This window comes from Sutcliffiella cohnii (genome assembly GCF_002250055.1).
Lineage (GTDB): Bacteria > Bacillota > Bacilli > Bacillales > Bacillaceae_I > Sutcliffiella > Sutcliffiella cohnii.
Genome location: NZ_CP018866.1, coordinates 3,537,261 through 3,556,652, shown reverse-complemented (window position 1 = coordinate 3,556,652; position 19,392 = coordinate 3,537,261). Strand labels below are relative to the sequence as shown.

8 protein-coding genes, 22 tRNA genes and 3 rRNA genes are annotated in these 19,392 nt (G+C 41.0%); 31 read left to right on the top strand and 2 right to left on the bottom strand.

Features of this window, described 5'->3' with window-relative positions; all coding sequences use genetic code 11:
- Nucleotides 1-316: 316 nt before the first annotated feature.
- The 31 genes from BC6307_RS17820 (at nt 317) to BC6307_RS17670 (ending at nt 17,657) form a co-directional block, all read left to right on the top strand.
- Nucleotides 317-1,868: ribosomal RNA gene (locus BC6307_RS17820) — 16S ribosomal RNA — on the top strand.
- Nucleotides 1,869-2,237: 369 nt separating this feature from the next.
- Nucleotides 2,238-5,173 (top strand): 23S ribosomal RNA (locus BC6307_RS17815).
- A 116-nt stretch (nt 5,174-5,289) separates the two neighbouring features.
- Nucleotides 5,290-5,406 (top strand): 5S ribosomal RNA (gene rrf, locus BC6307_RS17810).
- Together the 16S, 23S and 5S rRNA genes with 22 tRNA genes alongside form the textbook arrangement of a ribosomal RNA operon.
- Nucleotides 5,407-5,415: 9 nt before the next feature.
- Nucleotides 5,416-5,491: transfer RNA gene (locus BC6307_RS17805), tRNA-Val, on the top strand.
- A 174-nt stretch (nt 5,492-5,665) separates the two neighbouring features.
- Nucleotides 5,666-5,741, top strand: a tRNA-Thr gene (locus BC6307_RS17800).
- A 185-nt stretch (nt 5,742-5,926) separates the two neighbouring features.
- Nucleotides 5,927-6,002, top strand: a tRNA-Lys gene (locus BC6307_RS17795).
- Between the two features lie 5 nt (nt 6,003-6,007).
- Nucleotides 6,008-6,088: transfer RNA gene (locus BC6307_RS17790), tRNA-Leu, on the top strand.
- 13 nt (nt 6,089-6,101) lie between these two features.
- Nucleotides 6,102-6,176, top strand: a tRNA-Gly gene (locus BC6307_RS17785).
- 8 nt (nt 6,177-6,184) lie between these two features.
- Nucleotides 6,185-6,273, top strand: a tRNA-Leu gene (locus tag BC6307_RS17780).
- An 18-nt stretch (nt 6,274-6,291) separates the two neighbouring features.
- Nucleotides 6,292-6,368, top strand: a tRNA-Arg gene (locus tag BC6307_RS17775).
- 4 nt (nt 6,369-6,372) lie between these two features.
- Nucleotides 6,373-6,449: transfer RNA gene (locus BC6307_RS17770), tRNA-Pro, on the top strand.
- Between the two features lie 27 nt (nt 6,450-6,476).
- Nucleotides 6,477-6,549 (top strand) — tRNA-Ala (locus BC6307_RS17765).
- 22 nt (nt 6,550-6,571) lie between these two features.
- A tRNA-Met gene (locus tag BC6307_RS17760) sits at nt 6,572-6,648 on the top strand.
- Nucleotides 6,649-6,650: 2 nt separating this feature from the next.
- A tRNA-Ile gene (locus tag BC6307_RS17755) sits at nt 6,651-6,727 on the top strand.
- A 17-nt stretch (nt 6,728-6,744) separates the two neighbouring features.
- A tRNA-Ser gene (locus BC6307_RS17750) sits at nt 6,745-6,837 on the top strand.
- An 87-nt stretch (nt 6,838-6,924) separates the two neighbouring features.
- Nucleotides 6,925-7,001: transfer RNA gene (locus tag BC6307_RS17745), tRNA-Met, on the top strand.
- Nucleotides 7,002-7,077: transfer RNA gene (locus tag BC6307_RS17740), tRNA-Asp, on the top strand.
- A 165-nt stretch (nt 7,078-7,242) separates the two neighbouring features.
- Nucleotides 7,243-7,318 (top strand) — tRNA-Phe (locus BC6307_RS17735).
- A gap of 27 nt (nt 7,319-7,345) precedes the next feature.
- A tRNA-Thr gene (locus tag BC6307_RS17730) sits at nt 7,346-7,421 on the top strand.
- Between the two features lie 25 nt (nt 7,422-7,446).
- A tRNA-His gene (locus tag BC6307_RS17725) sits at nt 7,447-7,519 on the top strand.
- Between the two features lie 6 nt (nt 7,520-7,525).
- Nucleotides 7,526-7,599, top strand: a tRNA-Gly gene (locus BC6307_RS17720).
- A gap of 5 nt (nt 7,600-7,604) precedes the next feature.
- Nucleotides 7,605-7,681: transfer RNA gene (locus BC6307_RS17715), tRNA-Ile, on the top strand.
- A 157-nt stretch (nt 7,682-7,838) separates the two neighbouring features.
- Nucleotides 7,839-7,913 (top strand) — tRNA-Asn (locus tag BC6307_RS17710).
- 3 nt (nt 7,914-7,916) lie between these two features.
- Nucleotides 7,917-8,007: transfer RNA gene (locus BC6307_RS17705), tRNA-Ser, on the top strand.
- Between the two features lie 14 nt (nt 8,008-8,021).
- A tRNA-Glu gene (locus BC6307_RS17700) sits at nt 8,022-8,093 on the top strand.
- A 306-nt stretch (nt 8,094-8,399) separates the two neighbouring features.
- The gene (locus BC6307_RS17695) at nt 8,400-9,194 is read left to right on the top strand and encodes a GNAT family protein (RefSeq protein WP_066415624.1); all 795 of its coding nucleotides are present in this window, start codon (nt 8,400-8,402) and stop codon (nt 9,192-9,194) included.
- A gap of 511 nt (nt 9,195-9,705) precedes the next feature.
- Nucleotides 9,706-11,601, top strand: a complete 1,896-nt coding sequence (gene glgB / locus BC6307_RS17690; protein WP_066415623.1) for a 1,4-alpha-glucan branching protein GlgB — start codon at nt 9,706-9,708, stop codon at nt 11,599-11,601.
- 2 nt (nt 11,602-11,603) lie between these two features.
- Nucleotides 11,604-12,764 carry a glucose-1-phosphate adenylyltransferase gene (locus BC6307_RS17685; protein ID WP_169714904.1) on the top strand — a complete coding sequence of 387 codons (1,161 nt, stop codon included), beginning with the start codon at nt 11,604-11,606 and terminating at the stop codon, nt 12,762-12,764.
- Between the two features lie 24 nt (nt 12,765-12,788).
- Nucleotides 12,789-13,811, top strand: a complete 1,023-nt coding sequence (locus BC6307_RS17680; protein WP_066415620.1) for a GlgC family sugar phosphate nucleotidyltransferase — start codon at nt 12,789-12,791, stop codon at nt 13,809-13,811.
- Nucleotides 13,808-15,262, top strand: coding sequence for a glycogen synthase GlgA (gene glgA / locus BC6307_RS17675; RefSeq protein ID WP_066415617.1), 1,455 nt, complete (start codon nt 13,808-13,810; stop codon nt 15,260-15,262). The genes BC6307_RS17680 and glgA overlap by 4 nt, the downstream gene beginning before the upstream one ends.
- Nucleotides 15,249-17,657: a glycogen/starch/alpha-glucan phosphorylase gene (locus BC6307_RS17670; protein ID WP_066415609.1), complete on the top strand. Its 2,409-nt coding sequence runs from the start codon at nt 15,249-15,251 to the stop codon at nt 17,655-17,657. Before glgA ends, BC6307_RS17670 begins: the two co-directional genes overlap by 14 nt.
- Nucleotides 17,658-17,761: 104 nt before the next feature.
- On the opposite strand, the gene BC6307_RS17665 is transcribed toward BC6307_RS17670, so the two are convergent.
- Together BC6307_RS17665 and BC6307_RS17660 are read right to left on the bottom strand one after the other, a co-directional pair.
- Nucleotides 17,762-18,481: a lipase family protein gene (locus BC6307_RS17665; RefSeq protein ID WP_084380403.1), complete on the bottom strand. Its 720-nt coding sequence runs from the start codon at nt 18,479-18,481 to the stop codon at nt 17,762-17,764.
- A gap of 142 nt (nt 18,482-18,623) precedes the next feature.
- The gene (locus tag BC6307_RS17660) at nt 18,624-19,391 is read right to left on the bottom strand and encodes a TraR/DksA C4-type zinc finger protein (protein ID WP_066415605.1); all 768 of its coding nucleotides are present in this window, start codon (nt 19,389-19,391) and stop codon (nt 18,624-18,626) included.
- Nucleotide 19,392: the final 1 nt, after the last annotated feature.

Sequence of the window (19,392 nt, the reverse complement as noted above, 5' to 3'; positions counted from 1 at the left end):
AAATACTAATCCGTACTAATGACAATATACTAATTTAATCGTTTCAGTGTACTTTGAAAAAAATATTAAAAAAGGTATTGCAAAATAATTTTCAACATGATATATTATTACTTGTCGCCGCGAGATGGCGCGAAAATAAAAGAAAAAAATAACTACTTGACGAATTGAAGACAAGTTGTTATTATAAGAAAGTCGCTTCTGAAGCGAAAATGTTCTTTGAAAACTAAACAAAACAATAGCGTGCAAGTCGGTTTTTTAAAATCGACAAAACAATAAATTGACGATAAGTCAGCAAACATTTTGAGCAATCAAATACTCTACGGAGAGTTTGATCCTGGCTCAGGACGAACGCTGGCGGCGTGCCTAATACATGCAAGTCGAGCGAACTTCTTTAGAGCTTGCTTTAAAGAAGTTAGCGGCGGACGGGTGAGTAACACGTGGGCAACCTGCCTGTAAGACTGGGATAACTTCGGGAAACCGGAGCTAATACCGGATAATATATAGTACCTCCTGGTACTATATTGAAAGATGGTTTCGGCTATCACTTACAGATGGGCCCGCGGCGCATTAGCTAGTTGGTGAGGTAACGGCTCACCAAGGCAACGATGCGTAGCCGACCTGAGAGGGTGATCGGCCACACTGGGACTGAGACACGGCCCAGACTCCTACGGGAGGCAGCAGTAGGGAATCTTCCACAATGGACGAAAGTCTGATGGAGCAACGCCGCGTGAGCGATGAAGGCCTTCGGGTCGTAAAGCTCTGTTGTTAGGGAAGAACAAGTGCGAGAGTAACTGCTCGCACCTTGACGGTACCTAACCAGAAAGCCACGGCTAACTACGTGCCAGCAGCCGCGGTAATACGTAGGTGGCAAGCGTTGTCCGGAATTATTGGGCGTAAAGCGCGCGCAGGCGGTTTCTTAAGTCTGATGTGAAAGCCCACGGCTCAACCGTGGAGGGTCATTGGAAACTGGGAGACTTGAGTGCAGAAGAGGAGAGTGGAATTCCACGTGTAGCGGTGAAATGCGTAGAGATGTGGAGGAACACCAGTGGCGAAGGCGACTCTCTGGTCTGTAACTGACGCTGAGGCGCGAAAGCGTGGGGAGCAAACAGGATTAGATACCCTGGTAGTCCACGCCGTAAACGATGAGTGCTAAGTGTTAGAGGGTTTCCGCCCTTTAGTGCTGCAGCTAACGCATTAAGCACTCCGCCTGGGGAGTACGGTCGCAAGACTGAAACTCAAAGGAATTGACGGGGGCCCGCACAAGCGGTGGAGCATGTGGTTTAATTCGAAGCAACGCGAAGAACCTTACCAGGTCTTGACATCCTCTGCCACCTCTAGAGATAGAGCGTTCCCCTTCGGGGGACAGAGTGACAGGTGGTGCATGGTTGTCGTCAGCTCGTGTCGTGAGATGTTGGGTTAAGTCCCGCAACGAGCGCAACCCTTGTTCTTAGTTGCCAGCATTTAGTTGGGCACTCTAAGGAGACTGCCGGTGACAAACCGGAGGAAGGTGGGGATGACGTCAAATCATCATGCCCCTTATGACCTGGGCTACACACGTGCTACAATGGACGGTACAAAGGGCAGCAAAACCGCGAGGTCGAGCCAATCCCATAAAACCGTTCTCAGTTCGGATTGTAGGCTGCAACTCGCCTACATGAAGCCGGAATCGCTAGTAATCGCGGATCAGCATGCCGCGGTGAATACGTTCCCGGGCCTTGTACACACCGCCCGTCACACCACGAGAGTTTGTAACACCCGAAGTCGGTGGGGTAACCTTTTGGAGCCAGCCGCCTAAGGTGGGACAGATGATTGGGGTGAAGTCGTAACAAGGTAGCCGTATCGGAAGGTGCGGCTGGATCACCTCCTTTCTAAGGAAAATCACGCTCATTGTTTTGTTTAGTTTTGAGAGATCATTCTCTCGTTCTATATTGGAAGAACTAAAGCGAGGAACCGTGCTAAAAGGTATTGTTGCTTATTTCTAACCTTTATTTGTTCTTTGAAAACTAGATAATATAAGTAATCAAGATACATTCACAAGTATCGTTCATCTTAGTAATTTTCTAATGATAACAATTCGCTGTTATCAACGAAACCTAATTTTGGGTTGAATACTAAGACAAATTAGAAGCGAGCAGGTTGAGGAAGCGACTGAGCGAGCGCCGGAGTGTACAAAAGCGTACATGAGGACGTGAGCGAAGGAAGCTGACTAGAGAAGCCGAAGCTTATCATTTGTCGACGGTTAAGTTATTAAGGGCGCACGGTGGATGCCTTGGCACTAGGAGCCGATGAAGGACGGGACTAACACCGATATGCTTTGGGGAGCTGTAAGTAAGCTTTGATCCAGAGATTTCCGAATGGGGAAACCCACTACTCGTAATGGAGTAGTATCCTTACCTGAATACATAGGGTATGGAAGGCAGACCCGGGGAACTGAAACATCTAAGTACCCGGAGGAAGAGAAAGCAAACGCGATTTCCTGAGTAGCGGCGAGCGAAACGGAATTAGCCCAAACCAAGAGGCTTGCCTCTTGGGGTTGTAGGACACTCTATACGGAGTTACAAAAGAACGGGGTAAACGAAGCGACCTGGAAAGGTCTGTCATAGAAGGTAAAAACCCTGTAGTTGAAACCTCGTTCTCTCTTGAGTGGATCCTGAGTACGGCGGGACACGAGAAATCCCGTCGGAAGCTGGGAGGACCATCTCCCAAGGCTAAATACTCCCTAGTGACCGATAGTGAACCAGTACCGTGAGGGAAAGGTGAAAAGCACCCCGGAAGGGGAGTGAAAAGATCCTGAAACCGTGTGCCTACAAGTAGTTAGAGCCCGTTAATGGGTGATAGCGTGCCTTTTGTAGAATGAACCGGCGAGTTACGATTACGTGCAAGGTTAAGTTGATGAGACGGAGCCGTAGCGAAAGCGAGTCTGAATAGGGCGTCATAGTACGTGGTCGTAGACCCGAAACCAGGTGATCTACCCATGTCCAGGGTGAAGTTCAGGTAACACTGAATGGAGGCCCGAACCCACGCACGTTGAAAAGTGCGGGGATGAGGTGTGGGTAGCGGAGAAATTCCAATCGAACCTGGAGATAGCTGGTTCTCTCCGAAATAGCTTTAGGGCTAGCCTTGAGTAAAGAGTCTTGGAGGTAGAGCACTGATTGGACTAGGGGTCCTCATCGGATTACCGAATTCAGTCAAACTCCGAATGCCAAAGACTTGTTTCTCAGGAGTCAGACTGCGAGTGATAAGATCCGTAGTCAAGAGGGAAACAGCCCAGACCGCCAGCTAAGGTCCCAAAGTATACGTTAAGTGGAAAAGGATGTGGAGTTGCTTAGACAACCAGGATGTTGGCTTAGAAGCAGCCACCATTTAAAGAGTGCGTAATAGCTCACTGGTCGAGTGACTCTGCGCCGAAAATGTACCGGGGCTAAACGTATCACCGAAGCTGCGGACTGTTCTTACGAACAGTGGTAGGAGAGCGTTCTAAGGGCGTTGAAGCTAGACCGTAAGGACTGGTGGAGCGCTTAGAAGTGAGAATGCCGGTATGAGTAGCGAAAGAAGGGTGAGAATCCCTTCCACCGAATGCCTAAGGTTTCCTGAGGAAGGCTCGTCCGCTCAGGGTTAGTCGGGACCTAAGCCGAGGCCGAAAGGCGTAGGCGATGGATAACAGGTTGATATTCCTGTACCACCTCATTCCGTTTGAGCGATGGAGGGACGCAGGAGGATAGGGTAAGCGCACTGTTGGATATGTGCGTCCAAGCAGTTAGGCTGGATAAGTAGGCAAATCCGCTTATCCTAAAGGCTGAGCTGTGATGGCGAGGGAAATATAGTACCGAAGTTCCTGATTCCACACTGCCAAGAAAAGCTTCTAGCGAGGAATATGGTGCCCGTACCGCAAACCGACACAGGTAGGCGAGGAGAGAATCCTAAGGTGAGCGAGAGAACTCTGGTTAAGGAACTCGGCAAAATGACCCCGTAACTTCGGGAGAAGGGGTGCTCTGTTAGGGTGTTAAAGCCCGAGAGAGCCGCAGTGAATAGGCCCAGGCGACTGTTTAGCAAAAACACAGGTCTCTGCGAAGCCGTAAGGCGAAGTATAGGGGCTGACGCCTGCCCGGTGCTGGAAGGTTAAGGGGAAAGGTTAGCGCTTTGGCGCGAAGCTTTGAACCGAAGCCCCAGTAAACGGCGGCCGTAACTATAACGGTCCTAAGGTAGCGAAATTCCTTGTCGGGTAAGTTCCGACCCGCACGAAAGGCGTAACGATCTGGGCACTGTCTCAACCAGAGACTCGGTGAAATTATAGTACCTGTGAAGATGCAGGTTACCCGCGACAGGACGGAAAGACCCCGTGGAGCTTTACTGTAGCCTGATATTGAATTTTGGTACAGCTTGTACAGGATAGGTAGGAGCCTGAGAAGCCGGAGCGCTAGCTTCGGTGGAGGCGTCGGTGGGATACTACCCTGGCTGTATTGAAATTCTAACCCGCGAGCCTTATCGGCTCGGGAGACAGTGTCAGGTGGGCAGTTTGACTGGGGCGGTCGCCTCCTAAAGAGTAACGGAGGCGCCCAAAGGTTCCCTCAGAATGGTTGAAAATCATTCGTAGAGTGTAAAGGCACAAGGGAGCTTGACTGCGAGACCTACAAGTCGAGCAGGGACGAAAGTCGGGCTTAGTGATCCGGTGGTTCCGCATGGAAGGGCCATCGCTCAACGGATAAAAGCTACCCCGGGGATAACAGGCTTATCTCCCCCAAGAGTCCACATCGACGGGGAGGTTTGGCACCTCGATGTCGGCTCATCGCATCCTGGGGCTGTAGTCGGTCCCAAGGGTTGGGCTGTTCGCCCATTAAAGCGGTACGCGAGCTGGGTTCAGAACGTCGTGAGACAGTTCGGTCCCTATCCGTCGTGGGCGTAGGAAATTTGAGAAGAGCTGTCCTTAGTACGAGAGGACCGGGATGGACGCACCGCTGGTGTACCAGTTGTCTTGCCAAAGGCATAGCTGGGTAGCTACGTGCGGACGGGATAAGTGCTGAAAGCATCTAAGCATGAAGCCCCCCTCAAGATGAGATTTCCTTTAGCATTATGCTAGTAAGATCCCTGAAAGATGATCAGGTTGATAGGTTCGAGGTGGAAGCGTGGCGACACGTGTAGCTGACGAATACTAATCGATCGAGGACTTAACCAATGTATATGAACGATACGAACTATCTTGATGAAAATATTATCTAGTTTTGAAAGAATAAAAAAACACTTGATTTTTTATGAAAAGTGAATATAATTATTCTTGTCACTTAATAATAGTCTGGTAATGATGGCGAAGAGGTCACACCCGTTCCCATACCGAACACGGAAGTTAAGCTCTTCAGCGCCGATGGTAGTTGGGGGCTGTCCCCCTGCGAGAGTAGGACGTTGCCAGGCTGTTATAACGGAGGATTAGCTCAGCTGGGAGAGCACCTGCCTTACAAGCAGGGGGTCGGCGGTTCGATCCCGTCATCCTCCACCATTATTATTTAACTAAACTAAATATGCCGGTGTAGCTCAGTTGGTAGAGCACGATCGAATACGCTTCGAAGGAATCACTTCAGCGCACAAATCGAGCTGCTACTTGAATAATCTTTCTGAGATTTGGGTGACGGCTATTAAAAAGAAGTAATAGTTTTAAATGCAAATTATATATGCCGGTGTAGCTCAGTTGGTAGAGCAACTGACTTGTAATCAGTAGGTCGTGGGTTCGACTCCTATCGCCGGCACCATTTATTAAGTGCCATTAGCTCAGTCGGTAGAGCACGTCGGAATTTGCTACGAAGCATAAGCTTCAGCGTACATGCCGAGCTGCTACTTGAATTAACATCCTGAGGCATGGACGTCTAAAGGAAACACTTCTTCGAATAGTATCATGCTTACAGTTGTATTAGACTTTAGGCAGAATAATAATTAAGTGCCATTAGCTCAGTCGGTAGAGCATCTGACTTTTAATCAGAGGGTCGAAGGTTCGAGTCCTTCATGGCACACCATCTACGCGGGTGTGGCGGAATTGGCAGACGCGCTAGACTTAGGATCTAGTGTCTTTGACGTGGGGGTTCGAGTCCCTTCACCCGCATAAGTAAATATTAGCGGAAGTAGTTCAGTGGTAGAACACCACCTTGCCAAGGTGGGGGTCGCGGGTTCGAATCCCGTCTTCCGCTCCACGAAAGTTGCCGGGGTGGCGGAACTGGCAGACGCACAGGACTTAAAATCCTGCGGTAGGTGACTACCGTACCGGTTCGATTCCGGTCCTCGGCACCATTTTTAAAAATAAGAATAGCGCCCGTAGCTCAATTGGATAGAGCGTTTGACTACGGATCAAAAGGTTAGGGGTTCGAGTCCTCTCGGGCGCGCCATTCACGGGAAGTAGCTCAGCTTGGTAGAGCACTTGGTTTGGGACCAAGGGGTCGCAGGTTCAAATCCTGTCTTCCCGACCAGATAACATTTTAATTGATTTAACTCATGGGGCCTTAGCTCAGCTGGGAGAGCGCCTGCCTTGCACGCAGGAGGTCAGCGGTTCGATCCCGCTAGGCTCCACTTATCTTTAATAAAATACTTTGGCGGTGTAGCTCAGCTGGCTAGAGCGTACGGTTCATACCCGTGAGGTCGTGGGTTCGACTCCCTCCGCCGCTACCAAAGGACCTTTAGCTCAGTTGGTTAGAGCAGACGGCTCATAACCGTCCGGTCGTAGGTTCGAGTCCTACAAGGTCCACCATGTATCATTCATAATTCGGAGGAATACCCAAGTCCGGCTGAAGGGATCGGTCTTGAAAACCGACAGGGGTGTTAAAGCCCGCGGGGGTTCGAATCCCTCTTCCTCCGCCATATTATATTTATCATTCAAGAAATTATATCGTTCGAATGATGAAAAATGGCTACTTTAGAAAAAGAATATGTAGTAATTTTTATCGTCGCGGGGTGGAGCAGTCCGGTAGCTCGTCGGGCTCATAACCCGAAGGTCGCAGGTTCAAATCCTGTCCCCGCAACCAGGTCCCGTGGTGTAGCGGTTAACATGCCTGCCTGTCACGCAGGAGATCGCGGGTTCGATTCCCGTCGGGACCGCCATTATAAAAATTAATATTTAGGCTCGGTAGCTCAATCGGTAGAGCAACGAGCAAAGCATCATCGAAATTACTACGAGTTGTACTCGTCGAGAGGCTTCTTGAATAATCTTCCTGAGACGAGGACAATGGATACGAAAGACAAAGTTTAGGCCCGAAAATATTAAATGGCTCGGTAGCTCAGTCGGTAGAGCAATGGACTGAAAATCCATGTGTCGGCGGTTCGATTCCGTCCCGAGCCACCATTTTAATTATTATTATAAATCTTAAATGCCGGTGTAGCTCAGTTGGTAGAGCAACTGACTTGTAATCAGTAGGTCGTGGGTTCGACTCCTATCGCCGGCACCATCAATATTATTAGTACATTACCATGGCGGTTGTGGCGAAGTGGTTAACGCACCAGATTGTGGCTCTGGCACTCGTGGGTTCGATTCCCATCAATCGCCCTTTATGCGGGTGTAGTTTAATGGTAAAACCTCAGCCTTCCAAGCTGATGTCGTGGGTTCGATTCCCATCACCCGCTCCATTTAGGGGCCTATAGCTCAGCTGGTTAGAGCGCACGCCTGATAAGCGTGAGGTCGATGGTTCGAGTCCATTTAGGCCCACCATATTTTATTCCACCATAGCTCAGCGGTAGAGCAACGAGCAAAGCTTCATAGAATAACTGCGAGTTGTACTCGTCGAGCAGCATCTTGAATTAGCTTTCTGAGACGAGGACATTCGGCTATATGAAATCTAGTTCGTAAAAGAAAATAATATTTCTATTCCACCATAGCTCAGCGGTAGAGCATTCGGCTGTTAACCGAAGGGTCGTAGGTTCGAATCCTACTGGTGGAGCCATTTGGAGAAGTACTCAAGTGGCTGAAGAGGCGCCCCTGCTAAGGGTGTAGGTCGGGTAACCGGCGCGAGGGTTCAAATCCCTCCTTCTCCGCCAGCTATATGAAATTTGGCCCGTTGGTCAAGCGGTTAAGACACCGCCCTTTCACGGCGGTAACACGGGTTCGAATCCCGTACGGGTCATCTAAACAGTAGTCTATAAGACTACTGTTTTTTCTTTTGCTAGGAAACTAAAAAAATTGTAACTTTGTAGTGAACAGTATAACCTATTTGTCTCTTCTAGGACGAGCGCATAAACCAACTGCAAATTTTCTGTTACGTCCATATGACATAGCAACTCGAATTATCCTAGTTACCACTGCATTTCGTTTCCTCTTTCCCTTTGTTTAAAATGGTTGATTCTATCCATATTTCTATAGTTTGTTATAATAAATATAGTTACACAACTAGATCGACATCTTACTCTTTTAAGTAGGAAGTGAATTTAAGATGTTACCTTTTAATCTATCAAAACAGCTAGAACTCTCCGAAATTAATATGGTTACCTCACGATTACGTGCCCTTCAACAAATATCTAATAACGAATTAGGTGTAAATATTACTCAATTTGGCAATGCAACTGCCTTTTCAATTAATGGTATACCTGGTCCAGCTTACAATACAGTGAAAGGATTAACAGATGCAGAAGAACATCTTTTAGATGAAATCTTTTTCCATTATGCCGCGAAAAAAATTCCAATACAACTAGAGATAGTACCTGGACATGTAAGCTCACGACTGTTATCCAAACTTCCAAACTACGGAGTTTCTCACAAAGATTTTCATACTACATTGTTTAGTTCTGGGTCAAAGCCAACTATTCATAAGTTAAATAGCCATGTAAACATTACTGAATTAACCGTTGAACAGTTTCATCTATATGGAGAAATTTATGTAAAAGCTTTTAACATGCCAACTTCTTTTAAAGAAGCAGTAAGTGGAAACAACATAATATTGCATGGTTTAGAAGGTTGGAAATTCTATTTGGCCACTATTGAAGAAAAGCCAGTCGGAGTAGGAGTATTACATATACATCATCATGTTGCAACTTTAGCTGTAGCCGCTACACTTCCAGAAAAGCGTGATAAGGGTATACATACTAGCTTAATATATGAACGCATATATGATGCTTTAGGTAGTGGTGCTCAATTAATATGTGGACAAGCTAAGTATGGAAGTGTTAGCCATTATAATATGCACAAGTTGGGCTTACAAGTAGCTTATACGAAAGCTCTATGGTCCTAATATAAAAATAATGTACTATCCTTCCATCTAAGTATCGTTTGGAGAAAGTATAAGATAATACAACACCTAACATTTATACAAGAATCTTAATTTTATGGTTTACTTTTATATATAGTATGTAAATGCAAAAAGCTCGTTTATTACGAGCTTTTTTTTTGCAAGTAAATTAAGAAAATGGTGGCATTAAGTTTTCACAGTATAAAAATAGGTCAAAATATACAATAAGAAACTATTATTCCACAAAAATTTTTCCATTTAACATAAAAACATATCGACAGGTTTCTACAAAATGCTACTCGTTTGTGAAATTTGTGAAAACGTTAGCACGAGTAATAAAAAAATGTGTTCGTTCTAGTAGAAGCATTGAAAGCGGTTAATTTCTTCTGCAGCTTTCGACAATAATTTTATTATTTAAAATTTTGTAAAAACATGTCTACAAAAATAATTATACAGTTGTCAGAAAACTATTTATCATAATTAGTAGGAAACATTATGAAGGAAGGGTGAAGAAATGCTTGTCGCTACTCCAACAGATTATCAGTTGCACTTATTTCATGAAGGAACATACTACAAAAGCTTTGAATTGTTTGGTTCACACATTGTAAAGAAAAGAAGAAAGTTAGTAGGTACTAGATTTACTGTTTGGGCACCAAATGCTAAAAATGTTAGATTGATTGGTTCCTTCAACAATTGGAATGGATCTAGTAATGAATTAGAAAGGTTGAATAAGGAAGGTGTTTGGACAATACTCATTCCAGATGAGGACTTGAGTGGACATCTTTATAAGTACGAAATAGTCACACAAACTGGTGAGATTTTACATAAAGCAGATCCGTACGCTTTTTATTCAGAAGTGCGACCAAATACTGCCTCTATCGTCTATCCATTAAACGGCTATAAATGGAAGGATGCAAATTGGCGACGTAAGAAAAAAAGACAATCTATATATGAAAAGCCATTGTTTATATATGAGCTACATCTTGCATCTTGGAAAAAGAAACAAGATGGTTCTTTGTATAATTACGAGGAATTGGCAGATGAATTAATACCGTACGTTAAAGAAATGGGTTATACCCACATAGAATTATTACCATTAGTTGAACATCCATATGATCGTTCGTGGGGATATCAAGGTACTGGCTATTACTCTGCAACAAGTCGGTATGGAACTCCACATGAACTGATGATGTTTATTGATAAATGTCATCAAGAAGATATAGGAGTCATTCTTGATTGGGTTCCAGGGCATTTTTGTAAAGATGCACATGGATTATATATGTTTGATGGTACTCCAACATTTGAATATGCTGCATATAACGATAGAGAAAATGAGGTATGGGGAACAGCAAATTTTGATTTAGGAAAAACGGAGGTTCAGAGCTTTCTAATCTCCAATGCGATCTTTTGGATGGAATATTTCCATGTAGATGGCTTCCGTGTGGATGCAGTAGCAAATATGCTGTTTTGGCCTAATTCGGATGAGCTCCATGCAAATCCTTTTGCGATAAATTTTTTAAAGAAATTAAATGAAGCAGTATATGAATTTGATTATAGTGCGTTAATGATTGCTGAAGATTCAACAGATTGGCCCCTAGTAACAAAACCAACCTCTGTTGATGGATTAGGTTTTAATTATAAGTGGAATATGGGTTGGATGAACGACATGTTATCTTACATGATTCTATCGCCTGAACAACGTAGAAATCATCATAATAAAGTCACTTTTTCCCTCCTTTATGCATTTTCAGAAAACTTTATTTTACCCTTATCTCACGATGAAGTAGTTCATGGTAAACGATCTTTACTAAATAAAATGCCAGGTGACTACAGTGGGAAATTTGATCAATTAAGGCTTTTTTATGGATATTATATGACTCACCCTGGCAAAAAATTATTATTTATGGGAAGCGAGTTCGGTCAATGGGATGAATGGAAAGACCAAGACCAATTAGATTGGGTGTTAATGGACGAATTTAATACCCATAAACAGATGCAAATATTTATGAAAGATTTAATTAAAACATATACTGAAACACCAGCTTTGTTTGAGAAAGACCATGAGCAAGATGGCTTTGAATGGATTGATGCTAATAACTCTGATCAAAGTATTTTTAGTTTTATACGTAAAGGAAAAAAAGATGATGAATTTGTCATTATTTTATGTAATTTCACGAAAGAGCAATACGTAGATTATAAAATTGGAGTTCCTGAACTTACTAACTACGAAGAATTTTTCACTAGTAGTCGAAGTGAGTATGGAGGTTCGAGTAGTTTACAAAGCAAAGAATCATCTTCAGTAGAAGGAGAATATCATGGAAAGCCGTATCATATGTTGGTCGATATTGCACCATTTGGTTTTAGTATGTGGAGGCCGAAGAGAAGACGATGGGAGAGAGGGAATTCATGAAAATGAAAAAAAGTTGTGTAGCAATGTTGTTAGCGGGTGGAAAGGGCAGTCGTTTGAGCTCGCTAACGAAAAATATTGCAAAACCAGCAGTTCCGTTTGGTGGAAAATACCGTATTATCGATTTTACGTTAAGTAATTGTACGAATTCTGGAATCGATACGGTTGGCATATTAACGCAATATCAACCTTTAGAGCTCCATTCCTATATTGGAATTGGAAGTGCATGGGATCTTGATCGACGAAATGGTGGGGTAACTGTTCTTCCACCATACAGTGAATCAGCTGGAGTGAAATGGTATACAGGTACTGCTAGTGCAATATATCAAAATATGAATTACTTAAAGCAGTACGACCCTGAGTACGTTTTAATATTATCAGGAGATCATATTTATAAGATGGATTATGCAGAGATGCTCGATTTTCATGTAGAAAAAAATGCAGATGTATCAATATCTGTTATCGAGGTTCCATGGGAAGAAGCGAGTCGTTTTGGAATTATGAATACGAATGATCAACAAGAGGTTATTGAATTTGATGAGAAGCCAGCTCACCCAAAAAGCAATTTAGCCTCAATGGGGATATATATATTTAAGTGGTCAATTTTAAAAGAATATTTAGAAATGGATGACCGGAATCCAGAATCTAGCCATGACTTCGGAAAAGACGTTATCCCTCTACTTCTTGAAGAGAAAAAGAAATTAGTCGCTTATCCTTTTAAAGGGTACTGGAAGGATGTCGGTACTGTTAAAAGCTTATGGGAAGCTAATATGGATTTGTTAGAAGAAGGCTGTGAACTGAATTTGTTCGATCATGATTGGCGTATATATTCCGTTAATCCTAATCAGCCCCCACAATTTATTGCTTCATACGCAGAAGTAAATGATTCCCTCGTAAATGAAGGCTGCTTTATTGAAGGGAAAGTAGATCATTCCGTACTTTTTCAAGGGGTAACGCTAGGGAAAAATAGTATCGTACGCTCGTCGGTTATTATGCCAGATGCGCAAATAGGGGAAAACGTGTATATAGAACGTGCAATTATTCCTAGTGGGTTAGTCATCCCGGATGGAACAGTTGTAGCACCAGAAAAATACGAAGAAGAAATTATTTTAGTTACGGAAGAATTAGTAGAAGAAGGAATTACAAAGGTTTCAAAGCTAACTTAATTTGACTGTATAGGGGGATGTGGAATGAATCAATCAATGTTAGGGATTATAGATGCAACTGCACAGAAAGAAGAAATTCAAGATTTAACAAGTAACCGCTCATTAGCGGCGGTTCCAATTGGTGGACGCTACCGTTTAATCGATTTTGTTTTATCCAATATGGTCAATTCTGGGATACAAAGTGTTGCGATATTTCCTCGCTATCAATATCGCTCTTTAATGGACCACCTTGGCTCAGGAAAAGAATGGGATTTAAATAGAAAAAGAGATGGACTTTTCTTCTTTCCAAGTTCTGAAAAGGAATTATTAAATGGAATAGGTTCTTTTCATCAGTTCAGATCGAATATCGACTTCTTTTTAAGAAGTAAGCAAAAATACGTACTCATTACGAATAGTCACACAGTTTGTAATATTGATTATAAGAAAATATTAGAGCGTCATTTAGAAAATCAATGTGATATTACACAAGTGAATCAAAAAGGGAAAATGTTAGATATGTTCATACTTGAAAAGGATCTACTAATTAAACTGTTCTCCAATAAAGAGTCAGGTTACAGGAATATTATGGATGTAGTAAAGGATCGTAATCATAACTTAACAGTATGTGATTATGAGCATAGCGGATATGTTGCAGTAGTAGATTCTATATCAAACTATTATTCACACAGTCTTTCTCTATTAAATCCGAACATCTGGAAAGAATTATTCCTACGTAATCGTCCAATTTACACGAAAGTAAAGGATGAGGCTCCAACAAAATATTCGAAAGATGCATACGTGAAAAATTCTTTAATTGCAAATGGGGCAATTATTGAAGGACATGTAGAAAACTGTATCGTCTTTAGAGGAGTAAAAATTGAAAAGGGCACAGTAGTTAAAAATAGTATTGTGATGCAAAAAAGTGTCATAAAGGAAAATAGTGTTTTAGACAATGTTATTTTGGATAAAGATGTAAGAGTAGAACCAAAAACAATATTAATTGGAAAAATAGCTGAGCCGTTAGTATTGAAAAAAGGAACAGTCCAAGGAGCGCTGATGAACTCGTGAACGTTTTATTTGTCGTATCAGAGTGTGTCCCTTTTGTAAAATCAGGGGGGCTTGGTGATGTAGCAGGTGCCTTACCGAAGGAATTAAAAAAATTAGGGACAGATGTGAGGGTAATACTACCTAAATACGGGCAAATTTCTGCTGAATATAAAGATGCAATGGAGAATATTGGGGTTATATATATACAAGTTGGTTGGCGTCGACAATATTGTGGAATTGAAAGGTTAATAGTAGATGACGTTACGTATTACTTTATCGATAACGAATATTATTTTAATAGGGATTCTTTGTACGGTCATTTTGATGATGGAGAACGCTTTTCTTTCTTTTGCCGAGCAGTATTAGAAATTATACCTGTTATATCGTTTATTCCTGAAGTAATCCATTGCCATGATTGGCATACCGGAATGGTCAATTTCCTTTTGGAAAATGAATATAAATATGATGTTAGATATAAGGATATAAAAACCGTCTTTACCATACACAATTTACAGTTTCAAGGCATTTTTCCGCAACATATTTTAGGGGACTTATTAGGCTTAGATAACCGTTACTTCACTACAGATCAATTAGAGTTTTATGGAAATGTTAACTTCATGAAAGCTGCACTAGTTTCTTCTCATGCGATAACAACTGTAAGTCCAACGTATAAAAACGAAATACAAACCGAATATTTTGGAGAAAGATTAGATGGAGTATTAAGAGAAAAGTCACATCTATTAGAGGGAATAGTAAATGGAATAGATGAGGAAGTTTACAACCCGTTAAATGATCCAGTTATTGTAGCAAACTATTCTGTTCAACATATTGAGCCGAAATATGAAAATAAACAATATCTACAAAAAATATGTCAATTACCCGTACGACCAGAAGTTCCTATCATTTCAATGGTGAGCCGTTTAACTAAGCAAAAAGGTTTAGATTTAGTAAAACATGTCTTTCATGAGGTGCTAGAAGAAGATGTCCAATTTATCGTTCTAGGGACGGGAGAAGCTGAATTTGAACAATTCTTTAGACAGTTAGCAGCTCAGTATCCCCAAAAAGTAAAAGTTGTAATAGGATTTAATGAAGATTTTGCTCATCAAATATATGCTGGAGCAGACTTTTTCTTAATGCCTTCTAAATTTGAACCATGTGGTTTAGGGCAACTTATCGCAATGAGATATGGCACGATACCAATTGTTCGTGAAACAGGAGGATTAAACGATACTGTTTTTTCTTATAACGAAGAAACAACAGAAGGAAATGGCTTTAGTTTTACAAATTATAATGCCCATGACATGTTATTTACGATACGTCGAGCAATCTCCTTATATAAAGAAAAAAAAGTATGGAATCGTCTTGTTAAAAACGCGATGAGTAGAGACTACAGTTGGGCGAGTTCAGCCTTTAAATACAACAAGTTATATTCATCTTTGTCAACGAGGAGGAACGTACATGTTCTCGAATAAAGAAAGTTTTAAAAGATTATATTTAAAAAAACTTGAAAGAATGTGTGGTAAAAAGTTTGACGAATCAACAATACGAGATCAATTTCAAACGTTAGGAAGCCTCATAAGGGAACATATAAGCCAAGATTGGATAGAAACAAATGAACGGTACCGTGCTGATAATGAGAAGCAGGTGTATTATTTATCGATTGAATTTTTACTTGGTCGTTTATTAGGTAGCAATTTGCTAAATTTAGGAATTCGTGATGTTGTAGAGGAAGGTTTAAATGATCTTGGAATTGATTTGCATCAGCTTGAAGAAATGGAAGCTGATGCTGGTTTAGGTAATGGGGGATTAGGTAGATTAGCTGCCTGTTTCCTAGATTCGCTAGCTTCGTTAAACCTACCTGGGCACGGTTGCGGAATACGATATAAACATGGCCTATTCGATCAAAAAATAGTGGATGGATACCAAGTCGAATTACCAGAGCAGTGGTTAAGACACGGAAATGTCTGGGAAGTGAGACGCCCTGAAAACGCAGTTGAAGTAAACTTTTGGGGAAAGGTCGAGTCGTATCAAGAGGATGGTAAGTGGTTGTTTCGACATGCAAATGGTGAGAAGGTTTTAGCGGTTCCATATGACGTACCTGTAATTGGCTACGAAACGAAAACAGTAAATACACTTCGACTTTGGAGTGCTGAACCTAGTCCATATCCACATACGAAGGATGTATTACAATATAAGCGAGATACAGAATCAGTTTCTGAATTTTTATACCCTGATGACACACATGACGATGGGAAAATTTTAAGATTAAAGCAACAATATTTTTTAGTTGCTGCGAGTATAGGTAGTATTGTTCGTTCCTATAGATTGAAAAATGGGCATTTAAAAGATTTCCATAAACGGGTGACAATTCATATTAATGATACTCATCCTGTTTTAGCAATTCCAGAGTTAATGAGGATTCTATTAGATGATGAAGGCTTTAGTTGGGAAGAAGCTTGGGAAATTACGTCTAATACGATTTCATATACAAACCATACAACTCTCTCTGAAGCGTTAGAAAAGTGGCAGATTTCTATCTTTCAACCGCTATTACCAAGGATTTATATGATTGTTGAAGAGATAAATGAAAGATATTGTAAAGAATTATGGAGTAAATATCCTGGTGACTGGCAGCGGATAGAGCAAATGGCGATAATTGCTCACGGATTAGTAAAAATGGCGCATTTAGCTATTGCGGGAAGTTATAGCGTCAACGGTGTTGCTAAAATCCATACGGATATTTTAAAAAAGAGAGAAATGCGTTTATTTTATGAGGCGCATCCAGAGAAGTTTAATAGTAAAACAAATGGTATTACACATAGAAGATGGTTAATAAAGTCGAATCCACAATTAACACAATTAATTAATGATTCAATTGGAGAAGGGTGGATTCATGAACCTAGTAAACTATCTTCACTAAAAGATCTAGCAAACGATCAATCTTTTCTTGAAAAACTTTCAAAGGTGAAACAAACGAGGAAACAAATACTGGCGAAGCGAATATTCGAGCAACAAGGACTGAAAGTTGATACGGATAGTATTTTTGATGTGCAAGTTAAACGATTGCATGCCTACAAAAGGCAGCTTTTAAATGTACTCCACATTATGTATTTATACAACCGTTTGAAGGAAGACTCATCGTTTGAAATACACCCACGTACTTTTATATTCGGTGCCAAAGCTTCGCCAGGTTATTATTATGCGAAAAAAGTTATTAAACTCATAAACTCGTTAGCAGAGAAAGTGAATAATGACAAGGATGTCCGCGAACAATTAAAAATTGTGTTTTTAGAAAATTATCGTGTTTCGTTGGCAGAGGATATATTCCCGGCTGCGGACGTCAGTGAACAAATATCAACGGCAAGCAAAGAAGCATCTGGGACTGGGAACATGAAATTTATGATGAATGGTGCTGTTACATTAGGGACGTTGGATGGAGCTAATGTAGAAATTTTAGAAGAGGTTGGCCAAGAGAATATTTTTATTTTTGGCCTTAAAGCTGATGATGTTCTTCACTATCAGCAACATGGTGGCTATAATTCCTCAGAGTATTACCATCATGATGGACGAATTGAGCAAGTGATGGAACAACTTATAAATGGCTTTTTCCCAAACGTTCAAGACCATTTTGAACCTATTTATGACTCTTTATTAGTACAAAATGATGAATATTTTGTGTTGAAAGATTTTGGAGCATATGCAAAGATTCAAGAACAGGTAAATGAAGCGTACTTAAATCGTACTAGGTGGTTAACGATGAGCGCTAACAATATTGCAGCTTCGGGCTACTTTTCTAGTGACCGAACGATTGCGCAATATGCAGAAGAAATATGGAGAATTACAAATAGTAGAGTGAAAAGCTATTAATAGTGGAGAGGGACAATATACAGTCCCTCTTTTTATGCATCTGGATCCAGTGACTTGGTGCTGGGGGAAAATTAAAAAAGTGTAGGGTATGAAGTATTACGATTTCAGTTATTTTCTTTAACTGCAGCGATATATGTTTCCATGCTGTGGTTTTTTATTATAGAACCTTCTCTTTTTACAAATCGAATAGCGCTTGGAATATGGCGATAATACCAATGTTGTTTTGAAATTGGACTGTACACTCGGGAAGTTGGAACAAAAGGTACTATGTCTAATAAATTAACAAAGCGAATGGACGGAGGTCCCTGTTTCTTATACTCTTCTACGAAACCTTCATCTCCAACACGCGGGCTACCATAGTTATACATAATTATAGAAGAAAATAGTTTTTCTATGTTACATTCAAGTGCTAAAAGCGTAGCTAGTGCACCACCTAAACTGTGTCCAGTAATTAATAATGTTTTCTTCTTTGATAATGTTTCAAGAGTAGAAAGTATCTCGTCTCTAACAGAATTATAAATCGATAAAAATCCACTATGCACTAAAGGTGAGGGAGAACAGTATGGGAAATGTTCTTGACTTACTTCAAGGTCTGAAATCCAATCAAGATTAGTTTGTGTACCCCTAAAGGCTACAACGATAACTTCTTCTGATTCAATGATAAAGCCAAACCATTCTGTTAAATGGAAAGAAACTCCTTTAAATTCTTTCTCCAGTTGAAAGCCTGGAGGTAAAGAAAATATTCCATTTTGATGAAATTGGTCATATGCTAATTGACAACACTCTGCAAGTAAAACAGACCACTCTTTTGAAAAATGATCCATACGCAATAAAATAGCCCCTTTCCCATCCCCATAAAAATAGGTGTTACCAATAAATATGTGTAGGAATAAGGAAAAATGAAACTAAAAATACTGGTACAGAAATAAAGTATTATTCTGTACCAGCAATTTAAAATGAGTACCTTTATTTATCTTCTTCTAAAGCTTCTTCTGTATAAGGATCCTTTTCATAACCAGGTAGGTCTCCAAATGAAGTCATAATCCCTTCTTCATCTAATTGTTGTTCATATTTTTCATGTTGATCGTTATTGTATACTTTAATTTCTTTTCCGTACATGTCTGTACCTATAAAGTTTTCAAAGTCTTCTACATACCCTTCGTTTTCTCCGCTTTCCACGTATACGTCGTTATAATGGTCCACACCTCTATCATCTAAATCAGATGGAGATTCACTCGTCCCATATTCAGATACAATCTGCCAAGTATCCTCTGAATCAAAAGTTACAGCTTCTTCATCATCGAACTCAAATTTTCCAAATGCAGGCATTAATACACCTTCTTCAACCGGTCGATTGTGTGAAACGATTTGGTTTGGACTATGTTCTTTACAGTAAGTAGTAGAAGGAATTGCCTCTAGTCGTTCTTCATCAATATCCTTGCCACAAACTTCACATTTACCATACGAACCATTCTCCATTGCTTGGAGTGCATGGTTAATATCAGCTAATTCTTTTTCCGTATGCTCATTTAAAGCGATATCTTTTTCACGTTCATATAATTCCGTCCCTAAATCACCTGGATGATTATCGTAAGCGGATAGCTCACCTACAGAATTATAAGGGTTTTCCCGCTCTAATTGATAATGGTCATTTTCTTTAAAGCGTTCTTCGATTTCTTTTTTTGTATGAATTAATTCAGCTTTTAATTTAGCTAATTTGTCATTTTGTATCATG